Raw genomic sequence first — 22,591 nt, forward strand, 5'->3', positions numbered from 1 at the left:
GGAACCCCACGCATCCACCCGGCCAATGACGTCCCCGGGTCACCTGAAGATCTGAGGACGGTACCGCATGGCATCGAGCGACCTCCGCGCACCCGTCGGGCTGCACTACCCGGCCAAGCAGGGCATGTACAACCCGGCGTTCGAGAAGGACGCCTGCGGCCTCGCCATGGTGGCGACGCTGCGTGGCACGCCAGGACACGACATCATCGCGCTCGCGCTCCAGGCGCTGCGCAACCTGGAGCACCGCGGTGCGATCGGGTCGGATGCCGGCACCGGCGACGGAGCGGGCATCCTCACGCAGATGCCCGATGCTTTCCTGCGCGAGGTGGCGGGCTTCGAGCTGCCCCCGGTGGGGGAGTACGCCGCAGGGCTCGCCTTCCTGCCGCGCGATTCGAGCGAGCGTCGCCAGCAGAAGGCCGGGATCGAGAAGATCGCCCGCGCCGAGGGACTGCGCGTGCTCGGCTGGCGCGAGGTGCCGACGGCCAACGACAACCTCGGCAAGCTCGCCGACGAGGCCCGTCCGGCTTTCGAGCAGCTGTTCGTGAGCGCCGGCGGCGCCACCCATGCACAGGCCCCGCTCACCGGAATCGCGCTCGACCGCGTCGCCTACCGTCTGCGCAAGCGCGCCGGCCACGAGCTCGGCGCCTACTTCGTCTCGCTCTCGAGCCGCACGCTCGGCTACAAGGGCATGGTCACGACGCTCCAGCTCGAGCCGTTCTACCCCGATCTCCAGGACGAGCGCTTCGCCTCCGAGCTGGCCGTCGTGCACTCGCGGTACTCGACGAACACCTTCCCGTCGTGGCCTCTCGCACAGCCCCTGCGGATGCTCGCCCACAACGGCGAGATCAACACGGTCGGCGGAAACCGCAACTGGATGCGCGCGCGTCAGTCGCAGCTCGAGTCCGAACTGCTCGGCGACGTCGCGCCGCTGCTGCCCATCTGCACCGACGGCGCCAGTGACTCGGCCTCCTTCGACGAAGTGCTCGAGCTGCTGACGCTCACGGGCCGCAGCCTTCCGCACGCCATCATGATGATGGTCCCTGAGGCGTATGAGAAGCAGTCGGACATCACGCCCGAGCTCCGCTCCTTCTACGAGTACCACTCGAACCAGATGGAGCCGTGGGACGGACCCGCCGCGCTCATCTTCACCGACGGGACGCTCGTCGGCGCCACCCTCGACCGCAACGGCCTGCGCCCCGGTCGCTGGACCGAGACCACCGACGGCCTCGTCGTGATCGGCTCGGAGACCGGTGTCCTGACATTTGAGCCGGAGCGCATCAAGCGGCGCGGCCGCCTGCAGCCCGGCAAGATGTTCCTCGTCGACACCGCCCAGCGGCGCATCGTCGAGGACCAGGAGATCAAGCGCGAGCTCTCCACGATGCACCCGTGGCAGGACTGGCTGGACGCCGGAGCGGTGCGACTCGCGGATCTCCCGGAGCGCGAGCACATCGTGCACCCGCCGGCCTCGATCACCCGCCGTCAGCGCACGTTCGGGTACACCGAGGAGGAGGTGCGCATCCTGCTGACCCCGATGGGCCAGACCGGTGTCGAGCCCCTCGGCGCGATGGGATCGGACACCCCGATCGCCGTGCTCAGCAAGCGTCCGCGCCTGCTCTTCGACTACTTCACGCAGCAATTCGCGCAGGTGACCAACCCGCCGCTGGACTCGATCCGCGAAGAGGTCGTCACGAGCCTCAAGCTCGGTCTCGGTCCGGAGAGCAACCTGCTCTCGTGGGGTCCGGAGCACACCCGCACCGTGTCGCTCGACTTCCCCGTGATCGACAACGACGAGCTCGCGAAGATCCGCCACATCGACAAGGCCCTGCCGGACCGGTCGAGCGTGACCGTGCGCGGTCTGTACCACTTCGACTCGGGGCCCGACTCGCTCGCCGAGCGTCTCACCGAGATGTGCGCGGAGGTGGACGAGGCGATCGAGAACGGCGCCGAGTTCATCATCCTGTCCGACCGCGACTCGAACAAGGATCTGACGCCGATCCCCTCGCTGCTCATGGTCTCGGCGATCCATCACCACCTGATCCGCCGCGAGAACCGCATGAAGGTCGGTCTCATCGTCGAAGCGGGCGACGTGCGCGAGGTGCACCACGTCGCGACGCTCATCGGCTACGGCGCCTCGGCGATCAACCCGTACCTGGCGATGGAGACGGTCGAGCACCTGGTGCGCACCGGCTACATCACCGGTATCACGCCGGAGAAGGCCGTCAAGAACCTGATCTACGCGCTCGGCAAGGGCGTGCTGAAGATCATGTCGAAGATGGGCATCTCCACGGTGTCCTCCTACGCCGGCGCCCAGGTCTTCGAGGCCGTGGGCCTCAGCCAGGAGTTCATCGACGCCTACTTCACTCGGACCGAGTCCAAGCTCGGCGGGATCGGCATCGAGGAGATCTTCGCCGAGAACCAGGCGCGTCACGACTACGCCTACCCGGAGGATGCCGCGGCCCGTGCGCACGAGCGCCTGTGGACCGGCGGCGAGTACCAGTGGCGTCGCGACGGCTCTCCGCACCTGTTCAACCCGGAGACGGTCTTCAAGCTGCAGCACTCCACGCGGACGCGTCGCTACGACATCTTCCGCGAGTACACGAAGCTCGTCGACGACCAGGCTGCGGAGCTCAAGACGCTGCGTGGACTCTTCAGCCTGCGCACCGGCACCCGCAAGCCCGTCCCGCTGGACGAGGTCGAGCCGGTGTCCGCGATCGTCAAGCGCTTCTCGACGGGAGCGATGAGCTACGGCTCGATCTCCCGCGAGGCGCACGAGACCCTCGCGATCGCCATGAACCGGATCGGCGGCAAGTCGAACACCGGTGAGGGCGGCGAAGACCCCGACCGCCTGGTCGACCCCGAGCGTCGCAGCGCGATCAAGCAGGTCGCGTCCGGCCGCTTCGGCGTCACGAGCCTCTACCTCACCGAGTCGGACGACATCCAGATCAAGCTCGCGCAGGGTGCCAAGCCCGGCGAGGGCGGCCAGCTGCCGCCGACCAAGGTGTACCCGTGGGTGGCGCGCACGCGTCACGCGACCGCCGGCGTGGGGCTCATCTCGCCGCCGCCGCACCACGACATCTACTCGATCGAGGACCTCAAGCAGCTCATCTTCGACCTGAAGAGGGCGAACCCCGAGGCGCGCATCCACACCAAGCTCGTGAGCCAGTCGGGCATCGGCGCGGTCTCTGCCGGTGTGGCGAAGGCGCTCAGCGATGTGATCCTGGTCTCCGGGCATGACGGTGGCACGGGCGCGAGTCCGCTGAACTCGCTCAAGCACGCGGGAACGCCGTGGGAGCTCGGCCTGGCCGAGACGCAGCAGACCCTCATGCTCAACGGCATGCGCGACCGTGTGGTCGTGCAGGTCGACGGTCAGCTCAAGACCGGCCGTGACGTGATCATCGGCGCCCTGCTCGGCGCGGAGGAGTTCGGCTTCGCCACGGCCCCGCTCGTGGTGAGCGGCTGCATCATGATGCGCGTCTGCCACCTCGACACGTGCCCGGTCGGCGTCGCGACGCAGAACCCCGCTCTGCGCGAGCGGTTCACGGGCAAGCCGGAGTTCGTCGTCAACTTCATGGAGTTCATCGCCGAGGAGGTGCGCGAGCTCCTGTCCGAGCTCGGATACCGCTCGATCGACGAGATCGTCGGCCGTGCCGACCTCATCGAGATGAATGCCGCGGTCGACCACTGGAAGGCCGAGGGCCTGGATCTCAGCCCGGTGCTCGACGGCCCCGTGTTTCCGGCCGGCGAGCCGCGTCGCAGCGGTCGCGCGCAGGACCACGAGCTCGAGAAGCACTTCGACGTGCAGCTGATCGACATCGCGAAGGGCGCGCTCCTCAACGGCGAGCCCGTCGTCGTCGAGCTCCCGATCGCGAACACCGAGCGGGCGGTCGGCACGATGCTCGGCCACCAGGTCACGTCGCGGCACGGCGCCGCGGGGCTCCCGAAGGAGACCATCGACGTCACCCTGCACGGAACCGCAGGGCAGTCGCTCGGCGCGTTCCTGCCGCCGGGGATCGTGCTGCGGCTGGAGGGCGACGCCAACGATTACGTGGGCAAGGGCCTGTCCGGCGGCGACATCACGATCCGTCCGCCGCGCGGCTCCTCGATCGCGCCGCACGAGAACGTGATCGCCGGCAACGTCATCGGCTACGGTGCGACCTCCGGCACGATGTTCATCTCGGGTGTCGTGGGTGAGCGGTTCCTCGTCCGCAACTCGGGCGCCACCGCCGTCGTGGAGGGCGTGGGAGACCACGCGCTCGAGTACATGACCGGCGGACTCGCCGTGATCCTCGGCAGCACCGGCCGCAACTTCGGCGCCGGAATGTCCGGCGGCGTCGCCTACGTGCACGCGCTCGACACCGGCAAGGTGAACGCGCAGTCCCTCGGCAGCGGAGAGCTCCTGCTCGAGCAGCTGGACCGCGCCGACCTCGAGGTGCTGCGCAGCCTGCTGACGGAGCACGTGGAACGCACCGCGTCGCCGCGGGCATCCGCTCTCCTGGAGCGCTTCGAGGAGACGGCGGCCGAGTTCGTCAAGGTTCTTCCCCGTGACTTCGCCGCCGTGCGGAGCATGCGCGAAGAAGCATTGGCCGAGGGGATCGACCCCGACGGCGACATCGTGTGGAACCGCATCCTGGAGGTGACCGGTGGCTGATCCCAAAGGCTTCATGAAGGTGACCGAGCGGGAACTCCCCGCACGACGTCCCGTGCCCGTGCGCATCATGGACTGGAAAGAGGTCTATGAGCGCGGCGACAAGGCCGTGCTGCAGCGCCAGGCCGGCCGCTGCATGGACTGCGGTGTGCCGTTCTGCCACTCCGGCTGCCCCCTCGGCAACCTCATCCCTGAGTGGAACGACCTCACGTGGCGCGGCGAGGGCCGTGCGGCCATCGAGCGCCTGCACGCCACCAACAACTTCCCGGAGTTCACCGGACGGCTGTGCCCGGCACCGTGCGAGAGCTCGTGCGTGCTCGGCATCAACCAGCCCGCGGTCACGATCAAGCAGATCGAGGTCTCGATCATCGACGAGGCCTTCGCGAAGGGCTGGGTCGAGCCCGAGCCGCCCGAGCGCCTCACCGGCAAGACGGTCGCCGTCGTCGGATCCGGCCCCGCCGGCCTCGCCGCCGCGCAGCAGCTGACACGCGCCGGACACACGGTCGCGGTGTTCGAGCGCGATGACCGGATCGGCGGACTGCTCCGCTACGGCATCCCCGACTTCAAGATGGAGAAGGGACAGCTGGAGACGCGTCTTCGCCAGATGCAGGAAGAGGGCACCCGCTTCCGTGCGGGTGTCGAGATCGGCAAGGACATCTCCTGGGCCGACCTGCGCGCACGCTACGACGCGGTCGTCATCGCGACCGGCGCGACGGTGCCGCGCGACCTTCCGATCCCCGGGCGCGACCTCGACGGCGTGCACTTCGCCATGGAGTACCTGGTCGAGTCGAACCACGCGGTCGCCGGTGACAAGGTCACCAATCAGATCACCGCCGAGGGCAAGCACGTCATCGTGATCGGCGGCGGCGACACCGGCGCCGACTGCATCGGCACCGCACACCGACAGGGCGCGCTGAGCGTGACCAACCTCGCGATCGGCAAGCAGCCCGGCACCGAGCGTCCCGACCACCAGCCGTGGCCGATGATGCCGACCGTGTTCGAGATCGCGTCCGCGCACGAGGAGGGCGGCGAGCGGATGTTCCTCGCCTCCACCGTCGAGTTCCTCGCGAACGAGGTCGGCGAGGTGCGGGCACTCCGCGTCGCCGAGACCGAGTACATCGACGGCCGTCGCGTTCCCAAGAGCGGCACCGAGCGCGAGATCCCCGCGGACCTCGTGCTGATCGCGATGGGCTTCACCGGTCCGGAGCAGGACGGCTACACCGAGGAGACCCTCCCGCAGGTGACCGACCGCGGTGCGTTCCGTCGCGACACCACCTACGAGTCCACGGTCTCCGGTGTCTTCGTCGCCGGAGATGCCGGACGCGGGCAGTCCCTCATCGTCTGGGCCATCGCCGAGGGCCGCGCGGCTGCAGCCAACGTCGATCGGTTCCTGATGGGCACCACGGTGCTTCCCGAGCCGGTGCGACCGCATGATGTCGCGATCGGACTCCAGCCCGCGTAGGCTGAGCCGCGGCACCGTCGCCTGATTCACCTTCCCCCACTTTTCTACCCTGGAGAATTCTGTTGAGACGCGCGAAAATCGTCGCCACCCTGGGCCCCGCCACCTCCACCTATGAGACGGTGCGCGCACTGATCGATGCGGGGGTGGATGTCGCACGCCTGAACCTCAGCCACGGCGACTACTCCGTGCATGAGAACAACTACGCCAACGTGCGCCGTGCCGCGGACGACGCCGGCCGCGCTGTCGCCATCCTCGTCGACCTCCAGGGGCCGAAGATCCGTCTCGGCAAGTTCGAGAACGGCCCCTACGAGCTCGCCAAGGGCGACATCTTCAAGATCACCACCGAAGACATCATCGGCAACAAGGAGATCTGCGGCACGACCTTCAAGGGTCTGCCGCAGGACGTCAAGCCCGGTGACTTCCTCCTGATCGACGATGGCAAGGTGCGCGTCGAGGTCGTCGAGACCGATGGCGTCGTCGTCACCACGAAGGTCATCGTCGCCGGAGCCGTGTCGAACAACAAGGGCATCAACCTTCCCGGTGTCGCCGTGAACGTCCCCGCGCTGAGCGAGAAGGACGAAGACGACCTCCGCTGGGGCCTGCGCATCGGCGCCGACCTGATCGCGCTGTCGTTCGTCCGCAACGCGTCCGACGTCACCCGCGTGCACGAGATCATGGCCGAAGAGGGTGTCCGGGTTCCGGTCATCGCGAAGGTCGAGAAGCCGCAGGCCGTCGATGCCCTCGAAGAGATCGTCGACGCGTTCGACTCGATCATGGTCGCCCGTGGCGATCTGGGTGTCGAACTGCCGCTCGAAGCCGTCCCGATCGTGCAGAAGCGCGCTGTCGAGCTCGCCCGTCGCATGGCGAAGCCCGTCATCGTCGCGACGCAGATGCTCGAGTCGATGATCAACAGCCCGGTGCCGACGCGTGCCGAGACCTCCGATGTCGCCAACGCCGTGCTCGATGGCGCCGATGCGGTCATGCTCTCCGGCGAGACCAGCGTCGGTGACTACCCGGTCGTGGTCGTCGAGACCATGGCCCGCATCATCGAGTCGACCGAGGAGCACGGCCTGGAGCGCATCGCGCCGCTCACCACCAAGCCGCGCACCCAGGGCGGTGCGATCACCCTCGCCGCCCTCGAGGTCGCCGAGTTCGTCGACGCGAAGTTCCTCTGCGTCTTCACGCAGTCGGGCGACTCCGCTCGTCGTCTCTCGCGTCTGCGCTCGCGCATCCCGATGCTGGCCTTCACGCCCGAGCCCGACATCCGCCGCCGTATGGCGCTCACGTGGGGCATCCGCTCGACCCTCGTCGACATGGTGCAGCACACCGACCTGATGTATCTGCAGGTCGACGACTATCTGCTCAAGAGCGGCCTGGCTCAGGAAGGGGACAAGGTCGTCGTGATCTCCGGTTCCCCTCCCGGAATCGTCGGCTCGACGAACGACATCCGCGTCCACAAGGTGGGCGATGCCGTGAACGGCGCCGCACCGATCTACAAGGAAGCCACCGTCTGATCCGGTGACACACAGCAGAGGGGCGGGACTTCGGTCCCGCCCCTCTGTCGGTATCGGGTAGCTTTGCCGCCATGGGATTACCGAGCCGCCGACCCGATCCCGTGACGCCCATGGTGACGACATCAACCCGCTGAAAGCGCTCGGCTGGTGGCTCGCCGACTACGCGTATGCCGGGTACTGGCAGCTCAGGGCTTCCTTCGCGCGCTCCGACGCAGCGGAGTTCTCCTCGGGCGACGCGGCGCACATCGTCACGCTTCCCGGGGTGTACGAGACGTGGCGGTTCATGCAGCCGCTCATCACGGCGCTGCATGCGCGCGGCCATCCCGTGCACGTGGTCGATGTGCTTCGGCGGAACCAGCGGCCGGTGGCCGAGATGGCTGAGCAGGTCGCCGACTTCCTCGAGGTGAACGACCTGACGGATGTCATCCTCGTCGCGCACAGCAAGGGCGGCCTCGCCGGCAAGCTCGTCATGACGGGTCGTGCGGCGAGCCGGGTGCGCGCGATGCTCGCGATCGCGACGCCCTTCGGTGGTTCCCGGTACGCACGGAGGATCCCGATGCGCACGCTGCGCGCCTTCTCTCCGGATGACCCGTCGATCGTGGGTCTCACCCGGCAGCTCGAGGTCAACGCGAGGATCGTCTCGATCTACGCCGAATTCGACCCGCACATCCCCGAGGGGAGCGAGCTGGCGGGAGCGAAGAACGTCCGGCTCGACACCGGAGGGCACTTCCGCATCCTCGCCCATCCGCGCGTGCTCGCCGAGCTCGCGGTCCTGGCCGAGTAGGCATTCCTCCGGCCCAGGTCGTGTCTCCTACCCGGTTCACGTCGCCGTCGATGCTTTTCGGCCAGCGGTCAGGGGGCGTAGGTCATGACATCCCCGACGAGAGGCGCCTCGGAGGTGCGATTGCCCGAGAGCGCAGTATCGAGGTTGTAGGGCGTGCCGGCGAAGCCTGCCTCGATCGCCTCAGCACTCGGCACCACTCCGTCGAGGGTGAACGAGTCGATCAGGAACGGCAAGCCGTTCGAGGCGAGCGGGCTCGGTGAGTCCATGATGTGGAAGTGCAGGTGTGGGGCGTCGGAATTGCCCGAGTTGCCGAGCAGCGCGATCGGTTCGCCCTTCTTCAGCTGCTGGCCCACCTCGACGTGCTCCGGGTTGCCGGGCTGCAGATGCGCGTAGAAGGCGAAGCGGCCGTCGCCGATGTCTTGCACGATGTAGTTGCCGCCGTATTCGTCGAGGGTGAGGCCAGTGGGGTTCGCCCCTGGTGTCTGCTCAGGCCGGTCGGTGGTCATCGCGACCACCGGGCCGTCGGCGACTGCGATGATGGCGTTGCCGAAGGCCGGGTAGTTCTGGGCCACGGTCTTGTCTCCGGTGAACAGCCGGTCGTCCTCGGTGAGCTGCACGTAATCGATGGCCCAGCGTTCCGGCACCTTGAAGCCGGCGTTGATGGGGCTGACCGCTCCGCGGTGCGGTGTGAGAGTGCAGCATCCGTTGCCGTTCAGCCAGCCCGCGCCCTGCAGCGGTGGACCGATGGTGACGGGAATCGAAACGCTCACCATGACGGCGGGAACGTGTTCGACGATGACAGAGTCGTAGATGGGCGGGTTGGCTTCGGGCATCCGCACGGTCACGGTGTGCTCGATCGTGGTCGGCACCTCGGCGGCAGATACGACGATCGCGTCCATCCAGATCATGGCGCTTCCGCCGCCCGGGAGGGTACCGCTGGCGTCCCCCGTGCCGACACCGCGGTAGACGGCGGTCAACTCCTCGCCGGTGAGCGACTGCAGTGTGCCGCCGTCGGCGCTGGATTCGACCGATTCGATCGTTACCGGCGATGCCGAGGCATTGACGAGCAGGAGCTCATAAGCCAGATGTATGCGTCCGTCGGTGGCGGGAGCGGCGATCGGCGGATTCGTGACGGTCACAACCACCGGGGAGTATGCATCCTGAGCGGCATCGTAGTGCGCGGGAGAGGACTCGACCGGCGTCATGGCAGTCGTCTCAGACGGGTCCGACGGGCCGGTGCATCCGCTCAAGAACAGCACCGAGATCGAGGACAGTGCAACAGCGGAGAAGAAGGTCGAGCGTGGTCGAGGACGGAGCATGCATCTCATTGTGCCCAACTGCCGCGGGGAGATGTCAACCGCAGCTCCCCGCAGGTGTGCGTCCATCTCCCAGAGTGGGCAGCCAGAGCAGCAGATCCGGGAGCGCGGCGTAGGCGGCCAGTCCGTGATCGATGTCCGGATACGTGTGGAACGTGACATCCGCCTGCTGAGAGCAGAGCAGCTTCACATAGCCCTCGGTCGCACTCGGGCGCACCAGCTGGTCCGCCTCGCCCTGTCCGACGAAGACGGGCACGGTCACCGGCTGGCCACCGGCGCTGTTCTCCTCGAGCAGCGTCTTCCACGGCTCGGTGGTGGCCGGGTCGCTCGTCACATAGCCGCCGACGAGCGGGTCGGCGATCGCATGGAGTTCCTTCGTCTGGGTGAGGAGGCAGAGCTCGGCCATCGCGGGGGTGGCTTTCGCACCGGCAGGAGTGAGTATCGCGGTGATCTCATCCGCGGTGTACCGGTCCGCGTAGGCGACCGTGTATGCGGGGATGGCGAGCGAGGCGATCGTCACTCCGGAGAGGTCGATGATGTCATCGGTCATCAGCGCGTTCAGATTCGCCGCCGGCGCTGCCACCGCGACACCCTCCAGCTTCAGCTCCGGGGCGTACGACGATGCACGCTCCGCCGCGAAGAGCACCGCCTGCCCGCCCTGCGAATGCCCCCACAGGACGAGGCGATCACCTATGCCGGCACCGTCGATCCTGCGCGCCGCGCGCACGATGTCCAGCACGCTGTTCGACTCTGGCACCCCGAGAAGATACGACGACTGTCCGTCGACGCCGAGTCCGGGATAGTCGGTCGCGGCGATCGCGTACCCCTCGGCGAGCAGCTCGTGCAGCCCCTCGATGTACTGGAAGGGATCGAGGCCGAGTGACGGCGCGCATTGCGCTGCGGCGCCCGTGGTCGGATGGGCCCAGGAGATCACGGTCCGACCGCCGTCTGGTGCCGGACCATCCGGGACGATCACGACGCCCGAGACCGGGACGTCATCGCCGGCGAGATCTCGGGAGTGATAGATCACCCGCCAGGCCGACGACCCCGCGGGCGCACTCGCGATCGGCTCGATGCGGATGATCTCCCCGGGTTCGCCCGTCGGAGCAGGGGAGGGCAACGAGTAGAACGCCGGGTCGGTCTTGAGGTCGGCTTCACCCTCGATGTAGCGGCGGGCGAACTCCGCGGCGGCGAGCCCGAGCACGACGATGAGGACGGCCCCGATGAGGAGGAGGACCCGTCGTCGTCTCGGTCGACGTGCGTGCGCCGCGGGCGCGCCACTGTCCATAGGGACTGTATAGCGCAATCAGGGTGCCGGCGGTGGGACTCGAACCCACACGCCCTTTCGGACAAAGCATTTTGAGTGCTCCGCGTCTGCCATTCCGCCACGCCGGCTCGTGTGTCGCGCCTTCGACTTTAGCGCAGGCGCACGGGGCGGAGCGCCGGGCCACCGCCGGTGCACAGGGCCTCTCCACTAGGATGTATCTGTGACCGAGCAAGAAGAGCAGGCTGTTGAGCCCACGGCATCCGCACCCCGACGCGTCGTCGTCGCCGAAGACGAATCGCTGATCCGTCTCGACATCGTCGAGATCCTCCGCGACAACGGCTTCGATGTCGTCGGCGAGGCCGGCGACGGCGAGACCGCCGTCGCTCTCGCGACCGAGTTGCGCCCCGACCTCGTCATCATGGACGTCAAGATGCCTCAGCTCGACGGCATCAGTGCCGCCGAGAAGCTGCACAAGGGGAACATCGCCCCGGTCGTGCTCCTCACGGCGTTCAGCCAGAAGGAGCTCGTCGAGCGGGCGAGCGAGGCCGGTGCTCTGGCGTACGTCGTCAAGCCGTTCACCCCGAACGACCTGCTTCCCGCGATCGAGATCGCGCTGGCCCGTCACGAGCAGATCATCACCCTCGAGGCCGAGGTCGCCGACATGGTCGAGCGCTTCGAGACCCGCAAGCTCGTCGACCGGGCCAAGGGCCTGCTCAACGAGAAGATGGGCCTGAGCGAGCCCGAGGCGTTCCGCTGGATCCAGAAGGCGTCGATGGACCGCCGTCTGACGATGCAGGACGTCGCGAAGGCGATCATCGAGCAGCTCGCGCCGAAGAAGTGAGCCCGGAGGGCTCGGATTGAGCCTGTCGGAATCTCAGCTTCGGCTCGACGCCGAGCACATTCTGCGTCCGGTTGGTCGCGGTGACGGCGCAGCACTGGCTCGCGCGTACCTCGCGAACCGCGAGCATCTCGCGCCCTGGGAGCCCACGCGCGCTGCGTCGTTCTTCACGGCGGAGTTCCAGGAGCGGCACGCGCAAGAGTGCGAGGCGGATGCCGCCTCGGGCCGCAGCATCCGATTCGTCATCGAGTCCGACGACGGCGAGATCCGCGGCCGGATGAACCTCAACAACATCGTTCGCGGTGCGTTCTGGAGCGCCGACCTCGGCTATTGGATCGACGTCTCGCGTCTGCGTCGAGGCCTCGCGTCCCGTGCGGTCGAACGCGTGGCCGCCTACGCCGGGGAAGAACTGCGGCTCCACCGCCTGCAGGCCGCGACGTTGCTGCACAACGTCGGTTCGCAGCGCGTGCTCGCCGAGAGCGGGTTCGAGAGGATCGGCCTCGCACCGCGGTATCTGCGGATCGCGGGGGAGTGGCAGGACCACCTGCTGTTCCAGCTGCTGCTGGAGGAGCCGCTCAGTCCGCGGCAGGAACGGCCTTGATCGTGTCGGCGGTGGACCGGGACCAGGGCTCCCTCTGGTTCAGATCGTTCGATGTTTTCTACACATTTTGTAGTGAGTCGAAGTTACACACAGTTCCTGTTGACACCGTTCTGCTCGCCCCTCGTGGGGCGTAATCTCGTGCTCATGGGGATGAGCCAAGTGGAATTACAGCGCCGGGTCGAGCAGAATGCGAACGACACGGTGGAGATCTATGACCTGCTCAAGACGATGAATGGCACGCTCACCGAGCACACTCGCCGTCTCGACGGTCTTGCCGAGCAGGTGGGCGAGCTCAAGGCTCAGCAGGGCGAGCTCAAAGCTCAGTCGGGCGAGATTCTCGGCATCCTCAAGCACCGCTGATGAACACCGACGAAGAGATCGACCTCATCCTGCCCGTTCTCGGTTACAGCCCTGCCGAGGCATATTCGGAGATCCGATCCATCCACGGCACGCTTCTTCAGCAACGCTCACGCTTTGAGCAGATGACGAACCGGCAGATCGACAGCATCAGCGCCATCGATTCGCGATTCGGGGGAGTGAGTCGGCGGCTCGATAGGATCGAACAGCAGGTGGAAGAGATCGACGCGAAACTCGCGCGGCTGCTTGAACTCCTCTGCGGCCGGTATTGAAGCCGGTCAGTCCGCGGCAGGAACAGCCTTGATCATGTTGGTGATCCGGATCGTCGAGCATCGTCGGCCCTGATCGTCGGTCACCACGATCTCGTGGACGGTGATGCTGCGGCCGAGGTGCACCGGCGTGCAGACGCCCGTGACGACGCCGGAGGTGGCCGAGCGCGTGTGGGTGGCGTTGATGTCCACGCCGACCGCGAGGCGTCCCGGTCCGGCGTGCAGGTTCGCCGCCATCGACCCGAGCGACTCGCCGAGGACGACGTACGCACCGCCGTGCATGAGGCCGACGGGTTGCGTGTTGCCCTCGACGGGCATGGTGGCGACGCACCGCTCGAGGGTGAACTCGAGGAACTCCATGCCCATCTTCTGAGCCAGTGCCCCCATACCGCGGGCTGTCGCCCAGTCGAGTCCCTCGCTCGTCGCGACGTCGCTCATGAATCCTCCTCAGCGGGTGTCTGTCGTCCTCGTTAGGCTGACAGGGTGACGGACTCCGCAAAGCCTACCCTCATGGTCATCGACGGCCATTCGCTCGCCTACCGTGCCTTCTTCGCCCTTCCGGTCGAGAACTTCACGACCAAGGACAACCAGCACACGAACGCCATCTACGGCTTCCTGTCGATGCTGGTGAATCTGATCAAGGCCGAGCAGCCGACCCACCTGGCGATCGCCTTCGACACCTCGCGGCACTCGTTCCGCACCGACGAGTATCCCGAGTACAAGGCGACGAGGTCCGAGACTCCGCAGGAGTTCCGCGGCCAGATCCCACTGCTCCAGGACTGCCTGGCCGCGATGTCCATTCCCGTCCTCACGAAGGAAGGGATCGAGGCCGACGACATCCTCGCCACGCTGTCGACGCAGGGTGTCGAGCAGGGCTACGACGTGCTGATCGTCTCGGGGGACCGTGACAGCATCCAGCTCGTCAATGACGAGGTCACGCTGCTGTACCCGAATGTTCAGGGCGTCTCGCAGCTCAAGCGCTACGACCCGACCACGGTCCAGGAGCGCTACGGCGTGCGGCCGGAGCAGTATCCCGACATCGCGGCCCTGGTCGGAGAGACCAGCGACAACCTGCCGGGCGTGCCCAAGGTGGGGGAGAAGACCGCCGTGAAGTGGCTCACGCAGTTCGGCACGCTCGACGAGCTGCTCGATCGCGCGGACGAGATCAAAGGCGTCGTCGGCGGCAACCTGCGCGACCACATCGACGATGTGCGGCGCAACCGCAAGCTGAACCGCCTGCTCACCGACGTCGAGCTTCCGGTCGCACCAGGCGATCTCGCGGTGACGCCGATCGATGCCCAGGCCGTCCGCGACATCTTCGCGAGGCTCGAGTTCCGCACGCTCCTCCCGCGCGTCTTCGAAGCGGTCGGCGCCGGCGAGGTCGCCGACGATCCGGCTTCCGCTGTCGTGCTGCCCGTGCCCGGCGAGGTCGCCCCTGCCGAACTCGCGACCTGGGCCGCGGCACAGGACGGCGATGTCGCTCTCCGCATCACCACTCAGGGCGGCAAGCCCGTCCGCATCGGCGCGGCGACCACCAGCGAGCTCCGTGAGGCCGACTGGACGGATGCTGCGGCCGACGCCCTTCGCGGCTGGATCGAGTCGTCGAGCCCGAAGGTCCTGCACGACGCGAAGCCGCAGATCAAGGCGCTCCTGCGCCAGGGCATCCGTCTCGGCGGCCTCGCCTACGACACGAGCCTCGCCGGCTGGCTGCTGCGCCCGAGTTTCCCCGACAAGACGCTCGCCGACCTCGTCGAGCGCTACCTCGGCGAGAAGCTGCCCGAGGCCGATCCCTCGCAGTTGGTCCCCGAGACCGAGGGGGCCACGCCCTCCCAGGAGGCATGGTTCGCGCTCCGGGTCGCCGACGCGCTGCGCGAGGACATCCCGGAATCGGTCGCGAAGGTGCTCGTCGACATCGAGCTCCCGACCCTGATGACGCTCGCTGACATGGAGGTCGCCGGAGTCGCGGTCTCGCACGACGTACTCTCGACGTTCTCGGGCGAGCTGGCCACCCGCGCCGAGGGCGTCGCCCAAGAGGCCTTCTCGAGCATCGGGCGCGAGTTCAATCTCGGTTCGCCCAAGCAGCTGCAGGAGGTCCTGTTCGAAGATCTCCAGCTCCCGAAGACCCGCAAGACGAAGTCCGGGTACTCGACGGATGCCGCCGCTCTCGCCGACCTGCAGGAGACGCACCCGCACCCGTTCCTGAGTCTGCTGCTGCAGCACCGGGAGGCGACGAAGCTCCGTCAGATCATCGAATCGCTCGACACTGCCATCGGCGAGGACCACCGCGTCCACACCACGTATGTGCAGACCGGCAGCCAGACGGGGCGTCTCTCCAGCACCGACCCCAACCTGCAGAACATCCCGGTGCGCACCGAGGAGTCGCGTCGCATCCGCAGCGCCTTCCAGGTCGGCGAGGGCTATGAGGCGCTGCTGACGGCGGACTACTCCCAGATCGAGATGCGCATCATGGCGCACCTCTCCGGAGATGAAGGGCTGATCGAGGCTTTCAACAGCGGCGAGGACCTGCACCGGTTCGTCGGTGCGCGTGTGTTCGGTGTCGAGCCGAGCGAGGTGACCGCGGCGATGCGCACCAAGGTGAAGGCGATGTCGTACGGCCTCGTCTACGGTCTCTCCGCCTTCGGCCTGTCCAAGCAGCTGCGCATCGAGCAGTCCGAGGCGAAGCAGTTGATGGTCGAGTACTTCGCGCGATTCGGCGCGGTCCGCGACTACCTGCGTGCGTCCGTGATGAAGGCGAAGGAGGTCGGCTACACCGAGACGATCTTCGGGCGCCGTCGCCCGTTCCCCGACCTCGCGAGCCCCAACCGGGTGCTGCGGGAGAACGCGGAGCGCGCGGCGCTCAACGCCCCGATCCAGGGCAGCGCCGCCGACATCATGAAGATCGCGCTCCTGAACATCCACGACGACCTGCGGTCCGAGGAACTGTCATCCCGCGCCCTGCTGCAGATCCACGACGAACTCGTGGTCGAGGTGGCTCCTGGGGAATGGGATGCGGTCGAGCGCATCGTGCGTGCGCGCATGGGCGATGCCGCCGACCTGACAGTGCCGCTCGACGTACAGGTCGGCCGTGGTGCGGACTGGAACGAAGCCGCGCACTGAGATCGACCGACAGAACCGATATATCGAGCGGATGCCGGGGATTAGGCTGAAGGGATGACTTCAGCTCCCCGCACTCCGTCTTCCATCGACAAGGTCGCCGATGAGTGGGTCGACACGATCGTTGTGCTCGCGCCGACTCTCGGAACCTACATCGGCCGCGACGAGGTGAACGACCGCTTCGGCGATCTGAGCCCCGCGGGACACGAGGCGATCGCCGCGGCGACCCGCTCCACGCTCGACAAGCTGTCGGCGCTCGAGCCCGTCGATGCGATCGACGAGGTCACCAAGACCGATCTGAGCGCCGAGCTTCGTCTCGACCTCGAACTGCATGACGCCAAGTGGCACCTGCGCGACCTCAATGTGATCGCCTCGGCGGCGCAGGACGTGCGGTCGGCGTTCGACCTGATGCCCACCGCCACAGCCGACGACTGGGGTGTGATCGCGACACGACTGGCCGCGGTGCCCGATGCGCTGCGCGGCTACACCGAGACGCTTCGTCAGGGGATCGCCGAGGGCGTCACCCCGGCACGGCGGCAGGTCGTCGAGGTCGCAACGCAGATCGATCGTTACACCGCGGACGACGGCTTCTTCGCCACGCTCGTGGCCGAAGGCGGCCCGGAGGAGGGGCAGCTTCCCGCGTCTCTCGCCCGCACTCTTGCCGACAACTCGGCGGCAGCACGGGTCGCTTACCACGAGCTCCGCCGGTTCCTCGCCGAGGAACTCGCGCCGGCGGCCGGCGACGTCGATGCGGTCGGCCGTGAGCTCTACGCTCTCAACTCGCGCCGTTTCCTCGGTGCGACGATCGATCTGGACGAGACCTACGAGTGGGGACGCGAAGAACTCGCCCGCATGGTGGCCGAGCAGACCGCCATCGCGAACGAGATCCTTCCCGGCGCCTCCGTCGAGGAGGCCGTCGCCCATCTGGAGGCCGATCCCGCTCGCAAGCTCATCGGCACCGACGCGCTCCAGAAATGGATGCAGGAGACGAGCGACCGCGCGGTCGCGGAGCTCGGCGCCTCGCACTTCGACATCCCCGAGGCGATCCGGACGCTCGAGTGCATGATCGCCCCCACTCAGGAGGGCGGCATCTACTACACCGGCCCGACCGACGACTTCTCCCGCCCCGGACGCATGTGGTGGTCGGTTCCCGAGGGCGTCACGGAGTTCGACACCTGGCGCGAATTGACGACGGTCTTCCACGAGGGCGTGCCCGGACACCACCTGCAGATCGCGCAGGCCGTGTACAACCGCGCAGAACTGAACTCCTGGCGGCGGCTCCTCGCCGGCACGTCCGGGCACGCCGAGGGCTGGGCGCTGTACGCCGAGCGCCTGATGGAGCAGCTGGGCTACCTCGACGACCCGGCCGACCGGCTGGGCATGCTCGATGGTCAGCGCCTGCGCGCCGCACGCGTCGTGCTCGACATCGGCGTGCACCTGGGCAAGCCCCGCCTCGACGGAACGGGGACCTGGGACGCGGCCTATGCCCTCGAGTTCCTGCGCGGGAACGTGAACATGTCGGACCAGTTCGTGCAGTTCGAGGTGAACCGCTACCTCGGCTGGCCGGGACAGGCGCCGTCGTACAAGGTCGGACAGCGCATCTGGGAACAGGTCCGCGATGCCGTCCGCGCCGCCGAGGGGGAGTCCTTCTCGTTCAAGGAGTTCCACAAGCGGGCGCTCGACATGGGCGGCGTCGGTCTCGACACCCTGCGCAGCTCGCTCCTTCCGCGCTGACGGGAATGCGGCGCGTCCGCGGTGTGTTCATTCATCTGAATGGAAAGGGATGACATGAGCATCGAATTCGGACTGGACACCTTCGGCGACATCACGCGCGATGCGAACGGCGAGCTCCTCACCGGGGCGCAGACGATCCGCAACGTGGTGGCCCAGGCCGAGCTGGCAGACAGCGTTGGCGTGGACTTCTTCGGGGTGGGGGAGCACCATCGCCCGGAATTCGCGGTGTCCGCGCCCGAGATGGTGTTGGCGGCGATCGCCGCCCGGACCGAACGCATCCGCCTGGGCACGGCCGTCACCGTGCTGTCATCCGACGACCCGGTGCGCGTCTTCGAGCGCTTCTCGACGCTCGACGCGTTGTCCGGCGGTCGCGCAGAAGTCGTTCTCGGCCGTGGATCCTTCATCGAGTCCTTCCCGCTCTTCGGATACGACCTCCGCGACTATGAGGCGCTGTTCGAGCAGAAGCTGGAGCTGTTCACGGAGCTGCTCAAGGAGGAGCCCGTCACCTGGTCCGGCACGATGCGCGCCTCCCTGGAGAACGCGAACGTGTTCCCCAAGACCGAGAACGGGCTTCGCACCTGGGTCGGCGTGGGCGGCAGCCCCGAGTCCGTCGTGCGCGTCGCACGGCATGGTCTCGGACTGATGCTCGCGATCATCGGCGGTCCCGCCGTGCGATTCAAGCCGTTCGTCGAGCTCTACCACCGCTCGGTCGCCTCCTTCGGCACCACGTCGCACCCGGTGTCCGTGCACTCACCCGGACACATCGCCGAGACGGATGCCGCGGCCTGGGACGAGGCATACTCCGGCTTCGAGGCGATGAACAACACCATCGGGCGCGAACGCGGCTGGCCCGCGTACAGCCGCGCACGATTCCAGAACGACGTCGGCCCCGAGGGCGCCATCTACGCGGGCTCGCCGGATCGTGTCGCAGCCAAGATCGCCGACACCGTCACGACCCTCGGGCTCGGTCGCTTCGACCTCAAGTACGCCACGGGAACCCTCTCGCACGAGTCCATGATGCGCAGCATCGAGCTCTACGGCACCGAGGTCATCCCGCGCGTGCGCAAGATCCTCGCCGAGCGCGACTGATGTCGTCGTAGGGGCCGTGACTGTGCGCGCGCCCCTACGATGAGGGCATGGCCAACACCGCCCTGCCGAGCCGTGCCTCGCTCGCCGAGCGCCTCGACGACCTTCCGTTCACGCGACGCCATCTCCGTGTCCTGACCGGTTCGGGCGTCGGCTGGGCGCTCGACGCGATGGATGTCGGCCTCGTCTCCTTCATCCTCGCGGCCCTCACTCAGCAGTGGGGTCTGACCAAGACGGATGCCGGCTGGATCGCGTCCATCGGGTTCCTCGGCATGGCGGTCGGGGCGACGCTCGGAGGCCTCCTCGCCGACCGTCTCGGACGCCGTCAGGTGTTCGCGCTCACTCTCCTCGTGTACGGCATCGCGACCGGTGCCAGTGCGCTGGTCGGCGGGATCGCCGCGCTGCTGGTCCTGAGGTTCTTCGTCGGCCTCGGGCTCGGCGCCGAGCTGCCGGTCGCCTCGACCTATGTCAGCGAGTTCGCTCCTGCGCGCATCCGCGGCAGGCTCATCGTCATCCTCGAGGCGTTCTGGGCCGTGGGCTGGACGGTATCGGCGCTCGTCGGGTACTTCGTGATCCCGGCATCCGATGCGGGATGGCGCTGGGCGTTCGCACTGGGGGCCATCCCGGCGGTGTACGCGCTGATCATCCGGTGGGGACTGCCGGAGTCTCCGCGGTGGCTCGCCTCTCGCGGACGGATCGCCGAGGCGGATCGCATCGTGTCGACCTTCGAAGCGGATGCCGGTTTCATCGCGGCGCCCGCGATCCGCAAGGAGCCGGCATCCCGCGCGATCGCGATCACGACCAGGGCGCGCCTCACGACACTGTGGAACCGGGAGTTCCGCGTCCGCACGCTGTGCCTCTGGCTCGTCTGGCTGTGCGTGAACTTCGCCTACTACGGCGCGTTCATCTGGATCCCCAGCATCCTTCTCGATGCCGGATTCGACCTGGTCAGGTCGTTCGGCTTCACGCTGATCATCACTCTGGCCCAGCTCCCCGGGTACGCCGTCGCGGCCTGGCTCATCGAGGTCTGGGGCCGACGCGCCACGCTGTCGGTCTTCCTCGTCGGATCCGCGGTCTCCGCCGTGTTCTTCGGCACCGCCACGACGGAGTTCGCCATCATCGCCTCGGGTATGGCCCTGTCGTTCTTCAATCTCGGCGCGTGGGGCGCGCTCTACGCCGTGACACCGGAGACGTATCCGACCTCGCTCCGAGGGACCGGTGCCGGCTGGGCGGCCGGCGTCGGTCGCATCGCCTCGATCGTCGCGCCGTTGTCCGTGCCCGTGCTGCTCGTCGCGGGCGGCACGCCGCTGCTGTTCGTCGTCTTCGGCGTCTGTTTCGTGGTCGCGGCTGTGGCGGCCTGGGGTCTTGCCGATCGCCGAGGCATCGCGCTCGACGACCGCTGACGTGCGCCTGGCCCGCCGCGCGCGGGAATAGGCTTGTGCGGTGGCAGATGTGCGATTCGTGGCGATCGGCGACTCCTTCACAGAGGGCGTCGGCGACGTCCTTCCCGACGGCAGAGAACGCGGGTGGGCCGATCTGGCAGCCCAGGGCTGGGCCGATGCGGCGGGTCGCCCGATCCAGTACGCCAACCTCGCGATCCGCGGCAAGCTGGCCTGGCCGATCGTGGAGCAGCAGCTGGAGCCCGCCCTCGCCCTGCATCCGACCCACCTCTCGTTCAACGGGGGAGGCAACGACATGCTGCGGCCGCGGACCGACGTCGAGCACATTGCCGACGCCTTCAGCCGCGTACTCCGGCGCTGCGACGAGGAGGGCGTGACAATGATCCTGCTCTCCGGCGCGAACCCCAGCGGCCAACTGCCGATGGGATCTCTCGTGCAGCGCCGCGGCGACCTGCTGTCCGAGGCGGTGCTCCGCCGGATCGAGAACCGGCCGGATGTGATCCGCGCGTTGAACTGGCCGGACCGCGAGCTCTCCGACACCGCCTACTGGTCGGAGGACCGGCTGCACATGAACGCGGCCGGTCACCATCGTGTCGCGGCTCGCGTCGTCCATGCGCTCGGCTTCGAGCCGCCCGAGCCCTGGTGGGCACCCAGCGAACGGGGAGGAGCGCGGCCCTCCGGGTTCGCCTACTACCGTGAACACGTCGGCCCGTGGGTCCGGCGACGCGTGACTCGCACATCCTCCGGCGACGGTCGCGCGGCCAAGTACCCCACGTGGGTCGAACGGACCCCTTCGTGAGTCGTAGCGGGGGTCGGCGGCTACCTCGTCGCATCGCGCAACTCCTCGTCGGGCTGTTCCTGTACGGCATCGGCATCTCGTTCATCGTCCGAGGGATGATCGGCGCGGCGCCCTGGGACGTGCTGACGCAGGGCATCGCGCGACACGTGCCGCTGACGTTCGGCGTCATCACGATCCTCGTCAGCGTGGTCGTTCTGCTGCTCTGGATCCCGATCCGGCAGAAGCCCGGAATCGGGACCGTCCTCAACGCGCTGCTGGTCGGGCCCGCCGCCGACATCGGCTTCCTCCTGATCCCGGAGACGGATGAGCTCTGGATCCGGATAGCGCTCTTCGTCGTCGGCCTGCTCGTGCTGTCGGGCGCGACGGGTCTGTACATCGGTGCGGCATTCGGTCCTGGACCACGCGACGGACTCATGACCGGGTTGCACCGTCGCACCGGATGGCCCATCTGGGTCGTTCGCACCGGGCTGGAGGTGACCGTGGTCGCCGTCGGGTGGGTCCTCGGTGGGAACGTGGGCGTCGGCACCGTCGCGTTCGCGCTGCTGGTGGGCCCGCTGTGCCAGTTCTTCCTGCGCGTTTTCGCCGTCAGGATCCCCGAGACGGCGGAGACCGAGCCCGCGACACGCACGGGCGAGATCCGGATCGCGGGCTGAGCATGTCCGACTTCGAGATGGCCCGCCTTCCCGCGGGCTCGGTGACCCTGCACGACGCACGGCGCAAGGTGCAGCGCACGGTCTCGCTGGAGCCCTTCGCGATCGGCGTCTACCCCGTGACCGAGGAGCAGATGGCCGAGGTGCTCGGCATCGCCGTCCGGCATCCGTCACGTCCGGCGGTCGACGTGAGCTGGCTGCGCGCGGTGCACTTCTGCAATGCCGCATCCGAGTGGGAGGGTCTCGACCGGGTGTACTTGTTCGACGGTGAGGACGTGAGCTGGGATGCCACGGCGGACGGCTACCGCCTGCCCACGGAAGCGGAGTGGGAGTTCGCCTGTCGCGCGGGCTCGACGGGACCGCACTACGCGCCCCTCGCGGATGCGGCATGGACGAGCGCCGACGGCGTCGCCTCGCCGCAGAACGTCGGCGGAAAGATCCCGAACCTCAACGGACTGTTCGACACGCTCGGCAACGTCTGGGAGTGGTGCTGGGACCTGCTGGATCCAGCGCGTTACGACGACTACCGGGTGTTCCGCGGTGGAGGGTTCGCGGATGACGCCTGGAGCGTGCGCGCATCGGTCCGTCGAGGGGGCGCGCCGAGAACGCATCAGGACGACGTGGGCATGCGCCTCGCGCGCGGCGCGTTCGACACGGTCGACGAAGCGCAGGGGTGGTCCGCGCAGATCGACCGGGAGCGAGCGGTCGTCGACGGCCCATTGCCGCCGGGTTGGACGCCGCTTCGGCGGTGAAAC

19 protein-coding genes and 1 tRNA gene are annotated in these 22,591 nt (G+C 67.9%); 15 read left to right on the forward strand and 5 right to left on the reverse strand.

Going from position 1 to position 22,591, the window contains the following annotated elements; all coding sequences use genetic code 11:
* Nucleotides 1-67 precede the first annotated feature (67 nt).
* The 3 genes from gltB (at nt 68) to pyk (ending at nt 7,621) form a co-directional block, all read left to right on the forward strand.
* Nucleotides 68-4,648, forward strand: coding sequence for a glutamate synthase large subunit (gene gltB / locus ABD648_RS02435; protein ID WP_282217140.1), 4,581 nt, complete (start codon nt 68-70; stop codon nt 4,646-4,648).
* Nucleotides 4,641-6,107: a glutamate synthase subunit beta gene (locus ABD648_RS02440; RefSeq protein ID WP_282217141.1), complete on the forward strand. Its 1,467-nt coding sequence runs from the start codon at nt 4,641-4,643 to the stop codon at nt 6,105-6,107. The genes gltB and ABD648_RS02440 overlap by 8 nt, the downstream gene beginning before the upstream one ends.
* Before the next feature lie 62 nt (nt 6,108-6,169).
* Nucleotides 6,170-7,621, forward strand: a complete 1,452-nt coding sequence (pyk, locus tag ABD648_RS02445) for a pyruvate kinase (RefSeq protein WP_282217142.1) — start codon at nt 6,170-6,172, stop codon at nt 7,619-7,621.
* Between the two features lie 159 nt (nt 7,622-7,780).
* Here the strand turns inward: pyk and ABD648_RS02450 are convergent, their stop codons facing one another.
* Complete coding sequence (locus ABD648_RS02450; protein ID WP_344708198.1) at nt 7,781-7,906, reverse strand: hypothetical protein; 126 nt, start codon at nt 7,904-7,906, stop codon at nt 7,781-7,783.
* Here ABD648_RS02450 and ABD648_RS02455 point away from each other — a divergent pair.
* A complete protein-coding gene (locus ABD648_RS02455) occupies nt 7,905-8,405 on the forward strand; it encodes an esterase/lipase family protein (protein ID WP_344708200.1) in 501 nt (166 codons plus the stop codon). The two genes, ABD648_RS02450 and ABD648_RS02455, sit on opposite strands and share 2 nt — an antisense overlap.
* A gap of 68 nt (nt 8,406-8,473) precedes the next feature.
* Here ABD648_RS02455 and ABD648_RS02460 read toward each other — a convergent pair whose 3' ends face one another.
* From ABD648_RS02460 to ABD648_RS02470, 3 genes are all read right to left on the reverse strand, one after another.
* Complete coding sequence (locus tag ABD648_RS02460; protein ID WP_282217143.1) at nt 8,474-9,610, reverse strand: M23 family metallopeptidase; 1,137 nt, start codon at nt 9,608-9,610, stop codon at nt 8,474-8,476.
* 148 nt (nt 9,611-9,758) lie between these two features.
* On the reverse strand, nt 9,759-11,009 hold the full coding sequence (locus tag ABD648_RS02465; RefSeq protein ID WP_282217144.1) for an alpha/beta fold hydrolase: 1,251 nt from the start codon (nt 11,007-11,009) through the stop codon (nt 9,759-9,761).
* A gap of 24 nt (nt 11,010-11,033) precedes the next feature.
* Nucleotides 11,034-11,116 (reverse strand) — tRNA-Leu (locus tag ABD648_RS02470).
* Nucleotides 11,117-11,208: 92 nt separating this feature from the next.
* Here ABD648_RS02470 and ABD648_RS02475 point away from each other — a divergent pair.
* The 4 genes from ABD648_RS02475 to ABD648_RS02490 all read left to right on the forward strand — a co-directional run bounded on the left by ABD648_RS02475 (nt 11,209) and on the right by ABD648_RS02490 (nt 13,056).
* A complete protein-coding gene (locus tag ABD648_RS02475) occupies nt 11,209-11,829 on the forward strand; it encodes an ANTAR domain-containing response regulator (protein ID WP_282217145.1) in 621 nt (206 codons plus the stop codon).
* Nucleotides 11,830-11,851: 22 nt separating this feature from the next.
* The gene (locus ABD648_RS02480; RefSeq protein ID WP_282217481.1) at nt 11,852-12,427 is read left to right on the forward strand and encodes a GNAT family N-acetyltransferase; all 576 of its coding nucleotides are present in this window, start codon (nt 11,852-11,854) and stop codon (nt 12,425-12,427) included.
* A gap of 150 nt (nt 12,428-12,577) precedes the next feature.
* Nucleotides 12,578-12,787 carry a hypothetical protein gene (locus ABD648_RS02485; protein WP_282217146.1) on the forward strand — a complete coding sequence of 70 codons (210 nt, stop codon included), beginning with the start codon at nt 12,578-12,580 and terminating at the stop codon, nt 12,785-12,787.
* Nucleotides 12,787-13,056: a hypothetical protein gene (locus ABD648_RS02490; protein WP_282217147.1), complete on the forward strand. Its 270-nt coding sequence runs from the start codon at nt 12,787-12,789 to the stop codon at nt 13,054-13,056. Before ABD648_RS02485 ends, ABD648_RS02490 begins: the two co-directional genes overlap by 1 nt.
* Before the next feature lie 6 nt (nt 13,057-13,062).
* Here the strand turns inward: ABD648_RS02490 and ABD648_RS02495 are convergent, their stop codons facing one another.
* Nucleotides 13,063-13,491 (reverse strand): hotdog fold thioesterase, encoded by a 429-nt coding sequence (locus ABD648_RS02495; protein WP_282217148.1) that lies wholly within the window; start codon nt 13,489-13,491, stop codon nt 13,063-13,065.
* A 45-nt stretch (nt 13,492-13,536) separates the two neighbouring features.
* Here ABD648_RS02495 and polA point away from each other — a divergent pair, with 45 nt between their 5' ends.
* The 7 genes from polA to ABD648_RS02530 are packed head-to-tail and all read left to right on the forward strand — an operon-like array spanning nt 13,537 to nt 22,588.
* The gene (gene polA / locus ABD648_RS02500; protein ID WP_282217149.1) at nt 13,537-16,170 is read left to right on the forward strand and encodes a DNA polymerase I; all 2,634 of its coding nucleotides are present in this window, start codon (nt 13,537-13,539) and stop codon (nt 16,168-16,170) included.
* 54 nt (nt 16,171-16,224) lie between these two features.
* Entirely contained in the window at nt 16,225-17,901 is a 1,677-nt protein-coding gene (locus tag ABD648_RS02505; protein ID WP_282217150.1) for a DUF885 domain-containing protein, read from the forward strand.
* Between the two features lie 54 nt (nt 17,902-17,955).
* The gene (locus tag ABD648_RS02510) at nt 17,956-18,990 is read left to right on the forward strand and encodes an LLM class flavin-dependent oxidoreductase (RefSeq protein WP_282217151.1); all 1,035 of its coding nucleotides are present in this window, start codon (nt 17,956-17,958) and stop codon (nt 18,988-18,990) included.
* Between the two features lie 47 nt (nt 18,991-19,037).
* Nucleotides 19,038-20,390, forward strand: a complete 1,353-nt coding sequence (locus ABD648_RS02515) for an MFS transporter (RefSeq protein WP_282217152.1) — start codon at nt 19,038-19,040, stop codon at nt 20,388-20,390.
* Between the two features lie 49 nt (nt 20,391-20,439).
* Nucleotides 20,440-21,186: an SGNH/GDSL hydrolase family protein gene (locus ABD648_RS02520; RefSeq protein WP_282217482.1), complete on the forward strand. Its 747-nt coding sequence runs from the start codon at nt 20,440-20,442 to the stop codon at nt 21,184-21,186.
* On the forward strand, nt 21,183-21,839 hold the full coding sequence (gene yczE / locus ABD648_RS02525; protein ID WP_282217153.1) for a membrane protein YczE: 657 nt from the start codon (nt 21,183-21,185) through the stop codon (nt 21,837-21,839). The genes ABD648_RS02520 and yczE overlap by 4 nt, the downstream gene beginning before the upstream one ends.
* Before the next feature lie 2 nt (nt 21,840-21,841).
* The gene (locus ABD648_RS02530) at nt 21,842-22,588 is read left to right on the forward strand and encodes a formylglycine-generating enzyme family protein (RefSeq protein ID WP_282217154.1); all 747 of its coding nucleotides are present in this window, start codon (nt 21,842-21,844) and stop codon (nt 22,586-22,588) included.
* Nucleotides 22,589-22,591 lie beyond the last annotated feature (3 nt).

This window comes from Microbacterium luteolum (assembly GCF_039533965.1).
GTDB classification, from domain to species: domain Bacteria; phylum Actinomycetota; class Actinomycetes; order Actinomycetales; family Microbacteriaceae; genus Microbacterium; species Microbacterium luteolum.

What these genes read in the sequence shown, in the direction of transcription:
- ABD648_RS02465 (WP_282217144.1), bottom strand. Translation starts at nt 11,009, where the DNA reads ATGGACAGTGGCGCGCCCGCGGCGCACGCACGTCGACCGAGACGACGA.
- ABD648_RS02450 (WP_344708198.1), bottom strand. Translation starts at nt 7,906, where the DNA reads ATGAACCGCCACGTCTCGTACACCCCGGGAAGCGTGACGATGTGCGCC.
- ABD648_RS02485 (WP_282217146.1), top strand. Translation starts at nt 12,578, where the DNA reads ATGAGCCAAGTGGAATTACAGCGCCGGGTCGAGCAGAATGCGAACGAC.
- ABD648_RS02460 (WP_282217143.1), bottom strand. Translation starts at nt 9,610, where the DNA reads ATGACGCCGGTCGAGTCCTCTCCCGCGCACTACGATGCCGCTCAGGAT.
- ABD648_RS02515 (WP_282217152.1), top strand. Translation starts at nt 19,038, where the DNA reads ATGGCCAACACCGCCCTGCCGAGCCGTGCCTCGCTCGCCGAGCGCCTC.
- ABD648_RS02495 (WP_282217148.1), bottom strand. Translation starts at nt 13,491, where the DNA reads ATGAGCGACGTCGCGACGAGCGAGGGACTCGACTGGGCGACAGCCCGC.
- ABD648_RS02505 (WP_282217150.1), top strand. Translation starts at nt 16,225, where the DNA reads ATGACTTCAGCTCCCCGCACTCCGTCTTCCATCGACAAGGTCGCCGAT.
- ABD648_RS02455 (WP_344708200.1), top strand. Translation starts at nt 7,905, where the DNA reads ATGCAGCCGCTCATCACGGCGCTGCATGCGCGCGGCCATCCCGTGCAC.
- ABD648_RS02490 (WP_282217147.1), top strand. Translation starts at nt 12,787, where the DNA reads ATGAACACCGACGAAGAGATCGACCTCATCCTGCCCGTTCTCGGTTAC.
- gltB (WP_282217140.1), top strand. Translation starts at nt 68, where the DNA reads ATGGCATCGAGCGACCTCCGCGCACCCGTCGGGCTGCACTACCCGGCC.
- ABD648_RS02530 (WP_282217154.1), top strand. Translation starts at nt 21,842, where the DNA reads ATGTCCGACTTCGAGATGGCCCGCCTTCCCGCGGGCTCGGTGACCCTG.
- ABD648_RS02510 (WP_282217151.1), top strand. Translation starts at nt 17,956, where the DNA reads ATGAGCATCGAATTCGGACTGGACACCTTCGGCGACATCACGCGCGAT.